This window comes from Citrobacter sp. Cc139 (assembly GCF_030334645.1).
Classification (GTDB): domain Bacteria; phylum Pseudomonadota; class Gammaproteobacteria; order Enterobacterales; family Enterobacteriaceae; genus Citrobacter; species Citrobacter werkmanii.
Map to the genome: position 1 here is coordinate 350,177 of NZ_JAOWDM010000069.1, position 16,783 is coordinate 366,959.

The window sequence follows — 16,783 nt, forward strand, 5'->3', positions numbered from 1 at the left end:
ATTACATAGACATAGGTAAACAAAGCAAAGGCTGTGCCAGAATTTGTGTCACGCGGGGGAGTAGTGGATGCTGGCGGGGCGCAAAGCTCCACCAGACAAGAGATTAGCTATACAGCAGTTCGTAGATATAAAAATATTCCGCGTCCGATAAGCGAATGGCATAGGCCTCTTCGATCGGCAAGAAAGCCGATTTAATGACACTAAACGCGCGGATATCCAGATCCGGCTTGTTCTCTAACGCCATCTGTAACGGTTTGCGGTTAATTACGATACGCTCAACCATACAGCAGCAGTGGATCAGGAAGCGCAGTGTCACCTGACGGCTCGGTTTTAGCGAAAGCGCGGTGGTCAGATGATTCAGCACACCTTCCATCTCTTTCAGAATGCGCTGCGGGTTAAGCACCGAAATATGGTTAATGATGCTTTCCATGGTCAACGCGCTGATGAAACGCATTGCGCTGCGCTCCATCTCCAGACGACGCTCACTGCTGGAGAGATCCGGCGTCAGCAGGCTGAGCACCAGTTCGGGTCCCTGCTCGGAGAACAGCTCCTCGAGCGAGATAAACGGAATGTCCGGCAGCCCCGGCTGGAAAGTGCCGACGATCCCCGCCAGACGCTCGCTGGCGTTAATCGCCTGCTGAACGCGCTCCAGGCTGCGGACTTCGTTGTAATCGAGTATCACCATCCGCGTGTCCTGCGACATCAGCTCGCCGAAGCTCTCTTCCAGCACCTTTTTGATTTTTTCCGCCGTACCCATACCGGTAATACAGGAGATGACCAGCACTTTCCCGCTGTTTTCCTGCTGCGGCGTACAGAGCTGACAGGGAATATTTTTGCTCTGCATTAATGCCGCCAGCTGCGGTAAATCACTGGTTTCATAGCTTAAATCCAGTCCTACCTCCAACAAGCTGGTGAGCGTAATATTTGGCATCAACAGAACGTCTATCTGGAATAATTTGCTTATGGTGCTGCCAAAATGGACCAATGAGCCAATATCCACCATCAGGATCAGTCGGCGATATTGCCGGGCCTGGATCATCTGCGTCAGGGCTTCCAGCGTATCATGCACCGACTGCTCGAAAGGCATATCAATAGCGCTGAACAGTTCGCGCTCCAGCACGCGATTCACATACTGCGCCTGGCTGGTGGCGGTCGTCGCGCCGTGAGCAATCAAAATCACCCCGCAGTCCGGACTGGCATCAATTCGTTGGCGGTAATGCCGACACTCTTTGAGGAACAGGCACAGCCAGACCACCTCCGTCGCCGGACACTGAATATGCAGCAGTTCGTTGATTTTTCGGCATAACAGCGTGGCGTTTTCGTATTCATCTTTACAGCGATCGAGGATCAGGCTGGAAGAATAAAGCTGGGGAATAAGCCCGCGCTGCACGTAGCCAATCAGCGCCAGAAAGTGTTTGCGCAGCGGGTTAACCAGATTCTCCGGCAGCGTGAAACCAAGCACTTGCTCAACGCAGCCGATCAGCAGCGTCACGCGTTCTTCTATCTGATCGCCATAGCGCGGGGGATGCGCCACGCTGTCGCGGCTGTAGAGACCGTATTCAAAAATCGAGCTGAGTTTGTTTTTAAGTATCGCCAGGGTTTCGGCTGGCGGAACATTGCTGTTACGCAGGTTGATATATTCCCGGGTCAGGAAGCTGTAAAAGAGATCGCTCTCTTCAATTTCGGCTCCGGTCGCCAGCGAATTTTTCAGTGCGGGCAGCGTACGGGCGTCGATGCTTAGGTGCTCTTTGCCTTCAAACAGCGCTCCCACCAGCAGGCGTTGTTCCGGCGTGGCGTTAAACGGCATTTCTGCCAGACGTTTATCCAGCTGTAGCGTATCGCTGTGTTCCATCATCCCCGAGGCCCAGGCCTGGGCGCAGAGAAACTGAATGTCGCTCTTGAGCTGACCAATATTGCCTTCCAGCGGCTTATTCAGCAGCCAGAGCAGCAGGGTACGGTCGATGCTTATCGTGCGTTCGATTTTACGGCTCTCACGCTGTAAAAAGCCGACGATAAGTTCAACCTGCTCTTCCACCGAGCGCTGGCGGATGCCGGGTAAATCGATGCACACCTGAATACGTCGCTGGAAGGTGCGCAGCAGCGCCGAGCTGACCGGTTCGGTGGTCGCACAAATCAGACGGACCGAAATTGAGCGCGCCACGGCGCTGGAACCCAGCGGTCGGTATTGGCCTTTGTCGAGAATTGAGAACAGTTTTTCCTGACCTTCATACGGCAGACGATGCACTTCATCGAGCAGCAGATAGCCGCCGTCAGCCTGCTCGACCAGCCCCGGTTTATTCTCGTTTGCGCCGGTAAAGGCCCCCTGTCGATGGCCAAATAAATGTGAAGAGAGCAGCTCCGGGTTATGGGCGTATTCCGCGCAGTTAAAATAGACCAGCGGTGGCGGTGTTCCCGTCGCGCGTTCGCAGGCAAAACGGTGCATCAGTTCGGCGAAAAAGGTTTTGCCCACGCCGGAAGGACCGGTCAGCAGAACGTGCAGCCCGTGGGGATAAAGCACCGCCGCGCGGCCTTTTTCCACCGCATCGCGCAGGCTGCGATCGTAACCAATCAGGCCAAAAAAGGGATCGTCTGTCGCCTGGGCTTCCTGAACAGGCAACAGATCGGCAACGGTTTGCACTTCGCGCTCGGACTCATCCAGTTTGCGTCCCAGCAGCGTTTCAATCGCCTGACGATGCAGAAAGAATACCGGACGTCCGCGACTTTTAATCGCCAGACCGTCATTCCAGAGTTGATTGAGATCTTTACTGACCGAGTTACGCGCCAGCCCAAGATTAAAGCCGATGGCCTCCGCGGTGAACGCCGTTTCCTGCGCCAGTTGGGCAAGATTCAGTCCTCGCGTCAGCCGTTCCAGCTCTCCCAGTATTATCTCAATCCGTCTCATCTCTTTACCGCTTAAGAAATAAATGATTGTTCAGAACATACACTATTCTGCTGCGCAAGAAAGTGAGGCGGCATCCAGACCTTCCGGTCATCAAAACGTTTTCGACAAATAATGGCGCGCGGCACCGGTTTCCGGGAAGTTATCGAGGGTCATTTGCAGCTGATAGCCGTTTTTCTGATAAAACGGCAGCGCCTGGAAACTCATCGTATCCACCAGCGCATGCAGACACCCTCTCTCACGCGCGGTTTGTTCCGCCGCCTGCATCAATTTTGTGCCGTAACCGCCTTTACGCAGCGAATCATGCATCCATAAAAACTCAATGCATAGCCATTCGCCTTTAATTTTGCCGATCAACCCGCCCAGAATTTCATTGTGCTCATCGCGCCAGTACACCGCCAGGTCGCCAAAATTGGTGGTTCTGAGAAACTGGCGATTGTACGCACGCAATCCGGCCAGCAGCGCGTTTTGATCGTCTTCGGTAACCGTATCGGTAATCTGTATTTGCATCCTATCCTCCTGAAAAACTACAACGTCTGGCTGATTTAGTTTTAGGCATTAACACAGGCTGATGAGTGAGTCGTATGCCGTCTACACTTACTCTTGAGATGATGCGCATAGACAACAAGGATTATTATCATGAAACGAGTCATTTTTCCGATTATTGCCGTCCTTTTCACGCTACCCGCACTGGTACAAGCCGACTCGGCGTATGGCGGACTGCAGGCAGTACACGAAAAAAACACCGTTATGAAGGACTTACGTAAGATTTGCACCCCGCAAGGGTCGCCATCGGATGAGGTATGGGAAAAAACGATTATGGCTGATACGCGTAATCAGCAGCACATCCGCGAAGCCATTCTGGCAATACAAAGAAATAACCAGAACAACTACTGGGAAGCGCTTGGCAAAGTGGAATGCCCGGATTTATAGGCGTAAAGCGGGGAGCTTTACGCCACTGAGATAGCGTTAACGCTGAGGAATAATCAAGTCACCGCGAAGCACATACGAACCCAGCACACTCTGGGTTTTCTCGTTCAGCCAACTGACTATTCGAGCCGCCATGGCGTCCATTGAATATTCAATGGCCGGAATTGTCGGGATACCCGGCAAGTGCAATGACCCGGCCAGACTAAAGACCATAATGTCTTCCGGCACGGATTTATTAAACGCCTGCAGTTGCGGGATCACCCGCTGAGCCTGCTGCTCATCCGCTACCAACAGCGCATTAAAATTGAGCGTGGACGCGTTATTCAACAACTCCTGCAAAGCCACCGACGATGACGTTGCGGCCATAAACACCAGGTTACGGTTAAACGGCAGGAAGTTTTTTTCCAGCGCGTGCTTATAGCCCAACAGCACCTGCTCGGAGAAGCCCATGCCGTACGGGTGGATGAGTGCAATTTGCCGACGGTTCTGGCTTATCAGGTAGTTACAGGCGGTTTCGGTGGCGAACTCGTGATCGAACTGAATGCTGTTGACGTCATCGCCGGAGTCCAGGCAATCCACCAGAATGACGTTCTCCTGGTTGATATTTAGCGAGAAACGCGCGCCGATAATCAGGACGTCATCGCACAAACCGCAGCTTAGCTCATCAAGGGCGCTCATCACTTCCGCTTTGGTATTGGCAAACCGTAACAACAGATGTTTTTGGTGCTGACTAAGATGCTTTTCCAGCGCGTAGAGATAGCCCGTGGTCTGATTGATGTTGTCCTGCGCGCATATCACGCCAATACAGCCCGTAGACTGGCTGAGCAGCGACTGCGCAATCACGTTCGGACGATAATTGAGTTCATCCACGGCTTTTAACACGGCGAGGCGGCTGGCCTCTTTTACGCCACGCGATCCGCTCAACACGCGTGACACCGTGGCCTTAGAAACGCCAGCCAGACGCGATACATCGTTGATAGTAGACATCATTCTCCCCTGACAGGACCCGCCCGGCCCTTTAATCCTGAATTTAACATTGGCTCAAATAATCGCCATCCGCAGTATAGCTGTTTCCGTTTTTCATGGAAACCGATTTTCCATTTGGACTCAAAAAGAGACTTAAACAGCTAATTTCGTGAGCCAGATCGAAATAATTAGCCTCATAAGAATAAGATCTTGATGGTCATCACAATTCTATTTTCCATGAATGGAAACCGGTTTCCGTATGATATCAAATCAGACTCGCAATAAGTTTTTACACTAAAAGGATGGTTCATTATGGTCAGGATTATGTTGTGCTGCTCTGCAGGGATGTCCACCAGCTTGCTGGTTAGAAAAATGGTTGAAGAGGCGGAAACACGTGGGCTGGCTGTGCAGATTGAGGCGTACGGAGTTGCCGAATTTGACACGCAGTTTCCAAATTACCAGGTGGTGCTGCTCGGGCCCCAGGTGAAATACATGCTTAACACGCTCTCAGAAAAGGCTGCCACCCAGGGTATACCCGTAAAAGCCATAGATATGATGGATTACGGTATGCAACGCGGTGACAAAGTGCTGGATTATGCTCTGTCGCTAATTGAAGCGGCACACTAGAAGGGTGTCATTATGAGTTCGTTATATCAGTCAATGGTTGCCGTCATTGAACAATCCATTACCCCGCTCGCCGGAAAATTAGGCCAGCAAAAGTATGTGATTGCCATTCGTGATGGTTTTACGGCGGCGCTGCCGTTTATGATCATCGGCTCCTTCATGTTGGTGTTTATCTTTCCGCCGTTTTCCGCTGAAACCACCAACAGTTTTGCCCGCGGCTGGCTCGACTTTTCCGCCACGTACCGTGAACAGTTAATGCTGCCGTTTAACCTCAGCATGGGTGTTATGACGTTCTTCATCTCCGTTGGCATTGGGGCCAGCCTTGGCCGCCAGTTTAATCTCGACCCTATAATGTCTGGTCTGCTGGCATTTATGGCGTTTTTGCTGGTTGCCGCGCCCTATGCCGACGGGAAAATCTCGACGCAGTATCTCTCCGGACAAGGGATTTTTACTGCGCTCATCACCGCGATTTACTCCACCCGCGTTTACGCCTGGCTCAAGCAGAACAACGTGACGATTCGTTTGCCGAAGGAAGTGCCGACCGGCGTCGCCCGTTCATTTGAAATTCTGATCCCGGTTCTGGTCGTGATCGCGACACTGCATCCGCTGAACCTGTTTATCGAAGCGCAAACCGGAATGATCATTCCACAGGCCATTATGCATTTGCTGGAACCGCTGGTTTCCGCCTCTGACTCCCTGCCCGCCATTTTACTTTCCGTGCTGCTGTGCCAGATTTTCTGGTTTGCCGGGATTCACGGCGCATTGATCGTCACCGGCATCATGAACCCATTCTGGATGGCCAACCTTTCAGCCAACCAGGCCGCGCTGGCGGCAGGTGCGGCATTGCCTCACGTCTATCTGCAAGGCTTTTGGGATCACTACCTGCTGATTGGCGGCGTCGGCTCAACATTACCGCTGGCGTTTTTACTGCTGCGCAGCCGCGTCGCGCACCTGCGTACCATCGGAAAAATGGGAATTGTGCCTAGTTTCTTTAACATCAATGAGCCTATTCTGTTCGGTGCGCCAATCATCATGAACCCGATGCTGTTCATCCCGTTCGTCTGCGTCCCGATGGTCAACGCCGTGTTGGCTTATACCGCCACCAAACTCGGCTGGTTGGCACAGGTGGTTTCGCTGACGCCGTGGACTACCCCAGCGCCAATTGGCGCATCCTGGGCCGCGAACTGGGCATTAAGCCCGGTGGTGATGTGCTTTATTTGTATGGCGATGTCGGCGCTGATGTACCTGCCTTTCCTGCGTGCTTACGAGCGTTCTTTGATCAAAACCGAAGAGCAAAAAGCCCAGGATACCGTCTCCGTGGCGAACGCTGCCCGTAGCAACTCATAATGAATCAAGGAGTCAGAACAATGAGATACCGTTTTCCTGAAAACTTCTGGTGGGGCAGTGCCTGCTCGGCGCTGCAAACCGAAGGGGATAGCCTGAACGGCGGCAAAAGCCAGACCACATGGGATGTGTGGTTCGAACGTCAGCCAGGCCGTTTTCATCAGGGGGTTGGCCCGGCGAATACCTCAACCTTTTATCAGCACTGGCAGCAGGACATCGCGCTGCTCAAGCAGTTGAAGCACAACAGCTTCCGAACATCTTTGAGCTGGTCGCGCCTGATCCCGGACGGTACGGGTGAGGTTAATCCTGAAGCTGTCGATTTCTATAACAACGTCATCGACGAGCTGTTGGCGCAAGGCATCACGCCATTTATCACCCTGTTCCACTTCGACATGCCGATGGTGATGCAGGAGAAAGGCGGCTGGGAAAGCCGTGAAGTGGTCGAGGCATTTGGCCGCTACGCGCAGACGTGTTTCAAATTGTTCGGCAACCGCGTTAAGCACTGGTTCACCTTTAACGAGCCGATTGTGCCGGTTGAAGGCGGCTATCTGTATGACTTCCATTATCCGAACGTGGTGGATTTCAAACGGGCAGCTACCGTGGCGTACCACACCGTGCTGGCGCATTCTACGGCGGTGCGAGCGTATCGCGCCGGCCACTATGACGGCGAAATCGGCGTAGTGCTAAATTTAACGCCTTCTTATCCGCGATCGCAGCATCCGGCAGATGTGAAAGCCGCGCACCATGCGGATCTGCTGTTTAACCGCAGCTTCCTCGACCCGGTACTGAAAGGGGAATATCCGGCGGATCTGGTGGCATTGCTGAAAGAGTACGATCAGCTTCCGGCCTGCCAGCCAGGCGATGCGCAGTTGATCGCCGACGGCAAAATCGACCTGCTGGGGATTAACTATTATCAGCCACGTCGTGTGAAATGCCGTGATACGGCAGTCAATCCGAACGCGCCGTTTATGCCGGAGTGGCTGTTTGATTATTACGAAATGCCGGGACGTAAAATGAACCCTTACCGCGGCTGGGAAATCTATGAGCCGGGTATTTACGATATTATTACCAACCTTCGTGATAATTACGGTAATCCGCGCTGTTTTATTTCAGAAAACGGTATGGGCGTTGAAAATGAGCAACGATTTATTCAGCAAGATCAAATAAACGATAGCTATCGTATTGAGTTTGTATCTGAACATCTTAAATGGCTACATAAAGGCATAAGCGAAGGCTGTAATTGTCTTGGCTACCATATGTGGACCTTTATTGATAATTGGTCATGGCTCAATGGCTATAAAAACCGTTACGGTTTTGTTCAGTTAGATTTAGCTACGCAAAAACGTACGGTAAAAAAGAGCGGCAAATGGTTTGCCCATACCGCCGAAAACAATGGTTTCGACTGAGAATAAAAGATCATGATTGCATTAGAAGAAGCAGTAATGGAAATTATCGTCAATGCCGGGCAGTCCCGTAGCCTGTGCTTCGAAGCGCTGCATGCGGCACGCGCCGGGAATATTGACGAGGCGAAAAGCCTGCTTCGTGAGGCTGACGGCTATGCGCGTCAGGCTCATCACATGCAAACCAAATTGATTGAACAGGATGCCGGGGAAGCCCGGCAACCTATGACATTAATTATGGTGCATGCGCAGGACCACTTAATGACATCGCTATTAGCCCGCGAACTGTCGGAAGAAATTATTCATCTGTATCAGCGTTAATTGTTAATTAACCATTCAACAACGGAGAAAACATTACGATTAAATAACATAGTTCTGTACCCATAAATAAAACAGAAAAATCAACTTATTTTGGTGATAGCACATTCAACCGAGACGGGATGGTTATTATCTTAAAATAAATGAATACACACGCTTATTCAGAAGCCTGCGCGCAATCTGAAGGGTAAAGTGTCGATGAGATAACCATGAATATGATAAATAAGCTTCCAGTCACTCTGGCGGTCGTGGCCGCGCTGTGCCCAGGTTTTGCCTCCGCACAGGAATTTACGCAGGAACAAATCGACGCCATCGTCGCCAAAGCTGTCGATAAAGCACTGGCTGAACGCCAGGCAAAAATGGACGCCGCCGTCGCGAAAAAAACCGATGTCATTAACGAACCGCAAAGCGCGGCGCAATCACCGGATATGGCTATTCCGTTCGGTGTGAAATTCAGCGGCTATGCGCGTTACGGCGCGCACTTCCAGAGTGGCGATCAGAAATACGTTGGCGTCGATGGGTCCTACAACGGCGCATCCGCCATTGGTCGTCTCGGCAACGAAGGCAATGGCGGCGAGTTCCAGCTCTCCAAAGCGTTCAAAAGCGACAACGGCGCAATCTGGGACATCAACGTGATGATCGACCATTGGGGCGATGAAGTTAACCTCAAAAAAGCCTATGCGGGCGTAACCAACGTGCTGGAATCCAATCCTAACGCCTATATCTGGGCAGGTCGCGATTTCCACCAGCGTCCACAACAGGGGATCAACGACTACTTCTGGATGAACCACGACGGCCAGGGTGCCGGGGTGAAGAACTTCGACATCGGCGGCGTACAGTTTGACGTCGCGACCGTCGCCGCGGTTGAATCGTGCAGCCCGGAAGTGATGGAGGACGAAGCCAACCCGTCACGCATTACCTGTACCGGCGGTTCCGGCACCGGCGATAAGGGCAACTACGCCGTGACGTCGAAAATTCACAACATGAAGGTCGGCCCGCTGGATCTGGAGATCTACGCCAACTACGGTTTTGACTCTAAAGCCGTCGAGAGCGATGACCGCCTGAAAGCCTGGCAGGGCGCATTCGTGCTGAGCCACACCAACGACAGCGGCGTGAACAAAGTGATTGCCCGTTATTCTGATAATTCCGACAACAGCGTCTATAACAAAACTGACGATCTGACCACGGTTTATGCCAGCTTCGAGGGAAGCCATAAGTTTACCCGTCAGGCGCAGGTAGAATATCTGTTAGCGTTCCATGATTACGACAACAGCGCCGATAAGAGCGATAACCGTAAGAACTACGGCGCGATTGTACGTCCAATGTACTTCTGGAACGATGTTCATTCCACCTGGCTGGAAGCGGGCTATCAGCGTGTTGATTACGACAACGGCGGGGATAACCACGGCTGGAAGCTGACCTTGTCGCAGAACATGTCAATTGCGATGGGACCGGAGTTCCGCCCGATGCTGCGCTTCTACGTCACCGGCGGCAAGGTGGACAACGACCGTACTGCGCGCGTCAACGGTACGTCAGACGAAACGCTGGACGACTTCAACCTTGGCGCAATGTGGGAAGCGTGGTTCTGATTAGTGAGTCGTGAATTGCCGGATGGCGCTGCGCTTATCCGGCTGAGATTATTGCATATTTTTTATGCGAACTTTCGCTGCCACCAGAAGCGCTGTCAGCAGCATCAGGCTGCCCGAGAGCATCAGGGGCGACAGCAGTCCGAGGTTATCGAGTGCATAGCCTCCCACCGCAGCCCCGCAGGTATTGGCAAGCTGGATCACGGCGACCTGGACCGATCCAGCTTTTTCTGCCTGATCGGCAAGCGAGCGGGTGATCCACGTCGACCAACCAACCGGTACCAGCGCAAACGCCAGCCCCCAGATTATCGCAATGCCCGCGGCCACCACTTTATCGCTACCCCACAGAATCAGGACCAGCGCGCTGAGCGCCAGCACCAATGGCGCACCGGCCAGGGCCAGTTTGACCGAGCGCTTCAGAATCACCGAAGAGAACGACGTCCCGACAAAGCTGGCGATACCAAAACTCAACAGCACCAGCGTCAGGCCATCAACATCAAAGCCCGCCAGATTCATATAGACAGGGCGAATATAGGTAAAGAAGGCGAACTGCCCGGCGAAGGACATGAAGATGGCAATCATCCCGGCCATTACTCCGGGGCGCTGCAGCAGGCTGAACATATTTTGCTTGTGATGCGCAGGTTCGCCCGGCAGCGAAGGCAGCGCTCTCACCACCCAGATGGTGCACAGCACACCCATTACCGCCGCCGCGTTAAACACGTTGCGCCAGCCGATGATGCCGCCCAAAAAGCTCCCCAACGGCGCGGCAATCACCAGCGCGATGGATACCGCGCCAAATATCACCGACAGCGCTTTCGGTACCGTACGCGCGGGAACCAGACGCATGGTCAGCGACGCTGACATCGCCCAGAACCCGCCGAGCGCCAGCCCCAGACAGGCACGACCGATCAGCAGGAGCGTAAAAGAGTTAGCAAATGAAACCAGCAGGCAGGAAAGCGTCAGCAGAACCGAAAACAGGATCACCACATAGCGACGATCGGTCGCCTGGATAATTTGCGTCACAAACAGGCTGGCGAACATGGCGACAAACGCCGTCACGGTCACTGATTGTCCGGCAACGCCTTCCGAAATACCCAGATCCTGCGCCATTGGCGTCAGCAGGCTAACGGGCAGAAACTCAACGGTTATCAGGCAGGCAACACAGAACGCCACGGCGAATACCGCCGACCAGTTTGGCCGGGTATTTACCTCAGCGCGGGATTTTTGTTCAACAGCGTCACTCATTTTGTTACCTGCGTGGGGTTATTGTAGAAAAGTTACGCATTGTAACATTAAAAGTGTGACGTATTTAACGTTTTGACAACTCTCACCGCCGGATGGCGGCGTCGCCTTATCCGGCCTACGGCTGAGCTCTTTTGTCGGCCTGATAAGCGTAGCGCCATCAGGCATCACTATCAGTGCAGCCAGTGCACGCCATCTTCAGGTTGGAAAAAAGCGTTATAGCGCATCTGGAACGCGTTAAGCTCCTGCATATCCGGCTCCATTTCACATAGAAACCCGAGCGCCAGGCGCACCTGCGCGTCGGTGATCGGGGCGGCCAGGCGAGATTTTTGTAGCAGGCGGTGCCACTGCAGCAGGTTCTGCTCGCTGCCGTCGACAATGACGATTTGCCAGATTAACAATACCTGGGCGGCATTTTGCAGATGCGATTCATCAGGGCGGTGCAGGTACTGTAAAAACGCCTCCCCCTGTACTTTTCCCATCTGGTCAATCATCGATTCTACTGGTACTACATCAATACTCAGTCGCTCACTCAGACGGCGAATGGCCCGTCGTGATCCGGACGTCAGCACCCGGAAACCCACTACAAAAACAACCACCAACGTGGCCAGCATTATCCAAATCATTAATGACGATACCGCCCGCTTAAACTAATTTTTCCGAGAGTGACTGACAGGCTTCGCGCACCCACTGCGAATATTGTGGAATACAATTTTTTGGCATTTGTAGTTCAACGCCGCTGATACTTATTGCCGCAATCACGTCTTTATTACGGTTAAAAACCGGTGCGGCAATGCAATAGATGCCAGGGGAGTCTTCGGCGTTATCAAAGACCCAGCCTTGCTCGCGGATTCTGGCAAATTCCTTCATTAATGCTTTTTTGCTGGTAATGGTGGTTTCGGTATACCGTGGCAACACTTCATCAGGCAACAGCTCATCAATTTTATCTTGCGGCAGCCAGGCACAAAGCGCTTTGCCCACACCGGAGCTGTGCATCGGTAATTTTTTACCGACCCAGGTCCGAATGCCAATCGGCTGGGTATTCTCCAGCTTCATAAGATAAATTGGCGCGACTTCATCCAATATACCTAAGTGACAGGTCAGGTCCGTTTGCTGACGCAGTTTTTCCAAAACAGGAAGTGCCGCATTACGAATATCAAATTGTTCCAACGAACGATTTCCCCATTCGTACAGCTTCAAGCCCAAAAAGAAACGTCCCTTTTCCAGGCGCAAAAGATGATGCGCAACCAGTGCATTTAGCAGGGAAGACGTGCTGCTTTTTGGTAATGCCAGATCCTGCTGAATCTGACTGAAGGTCGCTCCTGGGGAGTTAAAAAGATAATTACAGATTTTTACTGTCTTATCCAATGCGGGAACAGAGGTCGTAATGTCTTGGTTCATGCGCTATTAATCTTTTTTATTCATAGACTCTGCACAGTATACCGCAATCACTTTTCTCAGGAATGCGGCTTTTTTGCACATACGCAAACTGGGCTCTATTACCTAAATTTTATACCCACAAACCCGATCCATCTCACAGTTGTTCATTTGTTCTGCAAAAAACGTTGACGAACGATTTGGATATTTGCTGTACTAACTTCAATATACAGAACATGAGTTCCATATATAGAACTAAAGGAGTGGCAATGTTGAACATTTTTAAGGGCATCTTCCCGCCAGTACCGACTATCGTTGACGAAAGCGGGGAATTGGATCGCGCTGGAATGGCAGTAATGATTGACCATGTGATTAGCAATGGTGCCGACGGAATGCTAATTCTGGGCAGTGGCGGCGAATTTTCCCATTTCTCGTCCGAACAAAGAAAGCAAATTGCAGAGTTTAGCCTGCAGCATGTTGCCGGTAGAGTTCCTGTTCTTATTGGTATCGCCTGCGCCAGCACAGCGGAAACTATCCAACTTGGAAGGCATGCTGAAAACGCGGGCGCAAAAGGAGTACTGGTAGTCAATCCTTATTATGCAAAACTCAGCGATGAGGCCCGCTTTACGCATTACAAACGAATTGCTGAAGCGCTAAGCATTCCCGTCTTCTTATATAATTTTCCAGAACTAACTGGCCAGGATATTGGTATAAATGTCATCACTCGCCTTGCCCGCGAAGTACCAAATATCGTTGGCATTAAAGATACAATTGATAACATTAGCCACACCAGGGAAGTTATCAATCAGGTTCATAGTTTCCGCCCAGATTTTATCATTTTTAGCGGCTATGACGAATATTTACTTGATACATTATTACTCGGTGGACATGGCGGCATTCCGGCAACATTTAACTTTGCGCCTCATATTACACGCGGAATTTATCAGGCGATTCAGCAGAACGATCTCGCTACCGCCAAAGCACTTCAACAACAACTTGCCGGATTATCACCTTTATATGCCTTAGAACAACCTTTCTTTGCCGTTATCAAGACCGCCATTAAATTAAGTGGCGTGGATATATCAACTGCAGTTGTCCCGCCAGCATTACCGTTAAATGAAGAAAAAAGAGAACAGGTTAAAAATATTTTATCCCGTATTACGGTATAAACCAGCATGAGAGCAAAGATAATGAACATCAACCCTGTATTAAAATTGAATCCCAAAGATGATGTGGTTATCGCAAGGCAGGCTGTCCCCGCAGGCACCCGGCTTGAAGAAGAGCACATTACTGTACTCAGTGATATTCCCGCAGGGCATAAAATCGCCCTGCATGTACTGAAGGTTGGCGATGCGGTCAGACGTTATGGGCAAATTATTGGCTTCGCAACTCAGCCCATTAAGCCTGGCGAACACATCCACATGCATAATTTGGGAATGGGTGACTTTGAACGCGACTATGCCTGGGGTGAAGATTGCCATTCACCTTCTCCAGCCCCTCAACAGGATACCTTTATGGGTATCCGCCGCGCCGATGGCCGTGCAGCTACACGTAATTACATCGGTATTTTAAGCTCCGTAAACTGTAGTGCCACGGTCGTAAGAGCTATTGAGGATCACTTCCGTCTGCAGGGTCTTGCAGATTACCCGAATGTTGATGGCGTGGTGTCATTACCACAAAGTTTTGGCTGTGCTATTGGCTCTAAAAGTGAATCAATGGACGTCATGAGACGTACGATGGCCGGTTATGCCACCCATGCCAACTTTGCCGGAGTAATCATCGTTGGACTGGGATGCGAATCCAGTCAAATTCAAGACATGATGAATGCCCATGGACTAGCCGATGGCCCAATGATGCACAGTTATACCATTCAGGATGTGGGCGGTACACGTCACGCCATTGAGAAAGGAATTTCCCTGGTTAACCAAATGTTGCCCGTTGCTAACCAGGTAACACGTCAACCTATCCCTGCATCAGAAATCATACTCGCGCTCGAATGTGGCGGTTCCGACAGCTATTCCGGGATCTCAGCCAATCCAGCTCTGGGCTATGCGGTAGATAAACTGGTGCAACAAGGCGGAACAGCGATTTTATCTGAAACCTCCGAAATTTATGGTGCCGAACATCTTCTTACCCGCCGCGCTATTTCTCGCGAGATAGGTGAAAAACTCATTGCCCGCATTCACTGGTGGGAAGAGTATTGTCGCCGCACCGGAAGTGAAATGAACAATAACCCCTCGGCGGGTAACAAAGTCGGCGGACTGACGACAATTCTGGAAAAATCACTTGGTGGTATTGCTAAAGCGGGTACAACCAATCTGACAGAAGTGTATGAGTATGCTGAACCGGTAACCGCGAAGGGTTTTGTCTTTATGGATACCCCTGGATATGACCCTATTGCCGTCACGGGGCAAATCGCCGGAGGAGCAAATCTTCTGTGTTTCACCACAGGCCGAGGTTCTGCCTTTGGTTCCAAGCCAACCCCAAGCTTGAAGCTGGCCACCAATAATGCGCTTTGGCAACGCCAACAGGAGGATATGGATATTAATTGCGGAACCATTGTCGAGGGGGAAGAATCCATTGCAGAAGTCGGTGAACGTATCTACCAGATGATCCTTGAGATGGCATCAGGTAAAAAAACGAAGAGTGAGGAATTTGGCTATGGCAGTCAAGAATTCGTCCCCTGGACTGTTGGCTCCATAATGTAACACTCCACAAGATAATAATACCTCGTACCGCCATACTCATTATGAGTATGGCAAGGAGCCCTTATGTCTATTGTTAACGTAAATACTGAAGAAGAAAAATTAAAGGCAACAACAGTAAGGTGGCGTATATTTATTATTATGCTTTTATTAGGTGCTATTAACTATATTGACCGCACCTCTCTTTCTATTGCCATGCCTTATATTACAGATGAATTTGGTATTACCGATACTCGCGTTGTTGGTGTTATTCATAGTGCCTTTTTCTGGGCTTATGCGTTAATGCAAATCCCCAGTGGGGTCATTGCTGATAAATTCAAAGCCAGACATATCATTGCGCTGGCCACTATCTTATGGGGAGCATTTCAAGCCGTTGCGGCTCTGTGTCACTCCATTTTCACCCTTTCACTTTCTCGTCTGGGGTTAGGCGTCACTGAATCTCCAATCATGCCCGCCGGCGCGAAGTTAATGGGCACATGGTTAACGCCAACCGAACGCGGACGTGGTTCGATGCTACTTGATGGCGGCGCGCCATTGGGTACGGCACTGGGTGCGGTGATCATCGCCGGACTTATTGCCTTTTTCGACTCATGGCGTATGGCATTCGTGGTGGCTGGTGTGGGAACCATGATTGTCGGTTTACTGGCCTGGTGGTACATCCGCACTTATCCATCAGAACACCCCAGCATCAATAAAGCTGAACTAGACCATATTGTTGCGGCAAACGGTGCTGAAACCAGTAGCAAGAAATACCGTCTGGCCGATATCAAACCTTACCTGAAACAACGTAATGTGATTGCACTTATCTGTGGCTGGGTCTGCTATAGCTTCGTGTTCTATGGCCTGATGACATGGCTACCGCTCTATTTCCAGGCCACCTACGGTTTTGATATCAAATCGATGGGCGGAGCAATGGCGCTGATCTTCCTGCTGTGTTTTGTCGGCCAACTGACTGGCGGCTACATTATGGATAAATGGCGCAGCAAAGGAGCAAAAACAAGCCGCGTTATGCATACGATGTTGGCGATTTCGGCTACCACCGCTGGTGTTGGTATTTTCCTTTGCGCACAAAGCTCGACGCCAGCCGTCGCAATTACCTTGCTCACTATTGCCCTTTTTCCCCTGCGATGGGCCAGCGTTTACTGGTCAATACCCGGACTACTGGGCGCACAATCAGTTGCAGGCACCATTTGCGGAACCATGAACTTCACCAGTAATTTGTTTGCAGCCATCCTGCCTATTTTTATCGGTTTCCTGGTGCAATCCACGGGGAACTATTACGCAGCGATGATGTTCTTTGCGCTGGCTGCTGTGGGTTATCTCATCTGCTCGCTGCTGATCAACTTTGATAAAAAAATGGTCATTACCGACGAGTAATCCGCCTGAATCTGG

At 51.2% G+C, this 16,783-nt stretch carries 15 protein-coding genes; 9 read left to right on the forward strand and 6 right to left on the reverse strand.

Annotation, left to right across the window (positions count from 1 at the left end; all coding sequences use genetic code 11):
• Positions 1–103: 103 nt before the first annotated feature.
• Together dagR and OGV69_RS06340 are read right to left on the reverse strand one after the other, a co-directional pair.
• A complete protein-coding gene (gene dagR / locus OGV69_RS06335; RefSeq protein ID WP_069323675.1) occupies positions 104–2,902 on the reverse strand; it encodes a transcriptional regulator DagR in 2,799 nt (932 codons plus the stop codon).
• Between the two features lie 90 nt (positions 2,903–2,992).
• Entirely contained in the window at positions 2,993–3,409 is a 417-nt protein-coding gene (locus OGV69_RS06340) for a GNAT family N-acetyltransferase (RefSeq protein WP_038635605.1), read from the reverse strand.
• Between the two features lie 129 nt (positions 3,410–3,538).
• Between OGV69_RS06340 and OGV69_RS06345 the strand changes: the two genes are divergently transcribed.
• Positions 3,539–3,832: a YicS family protein gene (locus OGV69_RS06345; protein ID WP_038635608.1), complete on the forward strand. Its 294-nt coding sequence runs from the start codon at positions 3,539–3,541 to the stop codon at positions 3,830–3,832.
• Between the two features lie 36 nt (positions 3,833–3,868).
• Here the strand turns inward: OGV69_RS06345 and OGV69_RS06350 are convergent, their stop codons facing one another.
• Positions 3,869–4,816, reverse strand: coding sequence for a LacI family DNA-binding transcriptional regulator (locus OGV69_RS06350; RefSeq protein ID WP_069323674.1), 948 nt, complete (start codon positions 4,814–4,816; stop codon positions 3,869–3,871).
• A 291-nt stretch (positions 4,817–5,107) separates the two neighbouring features.
• Between OGV69_RS06350 and OGV69_RS06355 the strand changes: the two genes are divergently transcribed.
• The 5 genes from OGV69_RS06355 to OGV69_RS06375 all read left to right on the forward strand — a co-directional run bounded on the left by OGV69_RS06355 (position 5,108) and on the right by OGV69_RS06375 (position 10,070).
• Entirely contained in the window at positions 5,108–5,422 is a 315-nt protein-coding gene (locus OGV69_RS06355; RefSeq protein ID WP_038635614.1) for a PTS sugar transporter subunit IIB, read from the forward strand.
• A gap of 12 nt (positions 5,423–5,434) precedes the next feature.
• Positions 5,435–6,766 carry a PTS sugar transporter subunit IIC gene (locus OGV69_RS06360; RefSeq protein WP_069323673.1) on the forward strand — a complete coding sequence of 444 codons (1,332 nt, stop codon included), beginning with the start codon at positions 5,435–5,437 and terminating at the stop codon, positions 6,764–6,766.
• Positions 6,767–6,786: 20 nt separating this feature from the next.
• Positions 6,787–8,169: a 6-phospho-beta-glucosidase GmuD gene (gmuD, locus tag OGV69_RS06365; RefSeq protein WP_069323672.1), complete on the forward strand. Its 1,383-nt coding sequence runs from the start codon at positions 6,787–6,789 to the stop codon at positions 8,167–8,169.
• 12 nt (positions 8,170–8,181) lie between these two features.
• Positions 8,182–8,484 carry a PTS lactose/cellobiose transporter subunit IIA gene (locus OGV69_RS06370; protein ID WP_008786514.1) on the forward strand — a complete coding sequence of 101 codons (303 nt, stop codon included), beginning with the start codon at positions 8,182–8,184 and terminating at the stop codon, positions 8,482–8,484.
• Between the two features lie 206 nt (positions 8,485–8,690).
• Positions 8,691–10,070: a carbohydrate porin gene (locus OGV69_RS06375; RefSeq protein WP_038635629.1), complete on the forward strand. Its 1,380-nt coding sequence runs from the start codon at positions 8,691–8,693 to the stop codon at positions 10,068–10,070.
• 48 nt (positions 10,071–10,118) lie between these two features.
• Here the strand turns inward: OGV69_RS06375 and nepI are convergent, their stop codons facing one another.
• The 3 genes from nepI to OGV69_RS06390 all read right to left on the reverse strand — a co-directional run bounded on the left by nepI (position 10,119) and on the right by OGV69_RS06390 (position 12,710).
• A complete protein-coding gene (gene nepI / locus OGV69_RS06380; protein ID WP_069323671.1) occupies positions 10,119–11,312 on the reverse strand; it encodes a purine ribonucleoside efflux pump NepI in 1,194 nt (397 codons plus the stop codon).
• A gap of 170 nt (positions 11,313–11,482) precedes the next feature.
• The gene (locus OGV69_RS06385; protein WP_069323670.1) at positions 11,483–11,935 is read right to left on the reverse strand and encodes a DUF1198 family protein; all 453 of its coding nucleotides are present in this window, start codon (positions 11,933–11,935) and stop codon (positions 11,483–11,485) included.
• A 19-nt stretch (positions 11,936–11,954) separates the two neighbouring features.
• On the reverse strand, positions 11,955–12,710 hold the full coding sequence (locus tag OGV69_RS06390) for an IclR family transcriptional regulator (RefSeq protein ID WP_038635638.1): 756 nt from the start codon (positions 12,708–12,710) through the stop codon (positions 11,955–11,957).
• 245 nt (positions 12,711–12,955) lie between these two features.
• Between OGV69_RS06390 and OGV69_RS06395 the strand changes: the two genes are divergently transcribed.
• The 3 genes from OGV69_RS06395 (at position 12,956) to OGV69_RS06405 (ending at position 16,768) form a co-directional block, all read left to right on the forward strand.
• Positions 12,956–13,855, forward strand: a complete 900-nt coding sequence (locus OGV69_RS06395; protein ID WP_038635641.1) for a dihydrodipicolinate synthase family protein — start codon at positions 12,956–12,958, stop codon at positions 13,853–13,855.
• Positions 13,856–13,876: 21 nt separating this feature from the next.
• Positions 13,877–15,394, forward strand: coding sequence for a UxaA family hydrolase (locus OGV69_RS06400; RefSeq protein WP_069323669.1), 1,518 nt, complete (start codon positions 13,877–13,879; stop codon positions 15,392–15,394).
• Positions 15,395–15,457: 63 nt separating this feature from the next.
• Positions 15,458–16,768, forward strand: a complete 1,311-nt coding sequence (locus OGV69_RS06405) for an MFS transporter (RefSeq protein WP_051594496.1) — start codon at positions 15,458–15,460, stop codon at positions 16,766–16,768.
• The last annotated feature ends 15 nt before the right edge of the window (positions 16,769–16,783 follow it).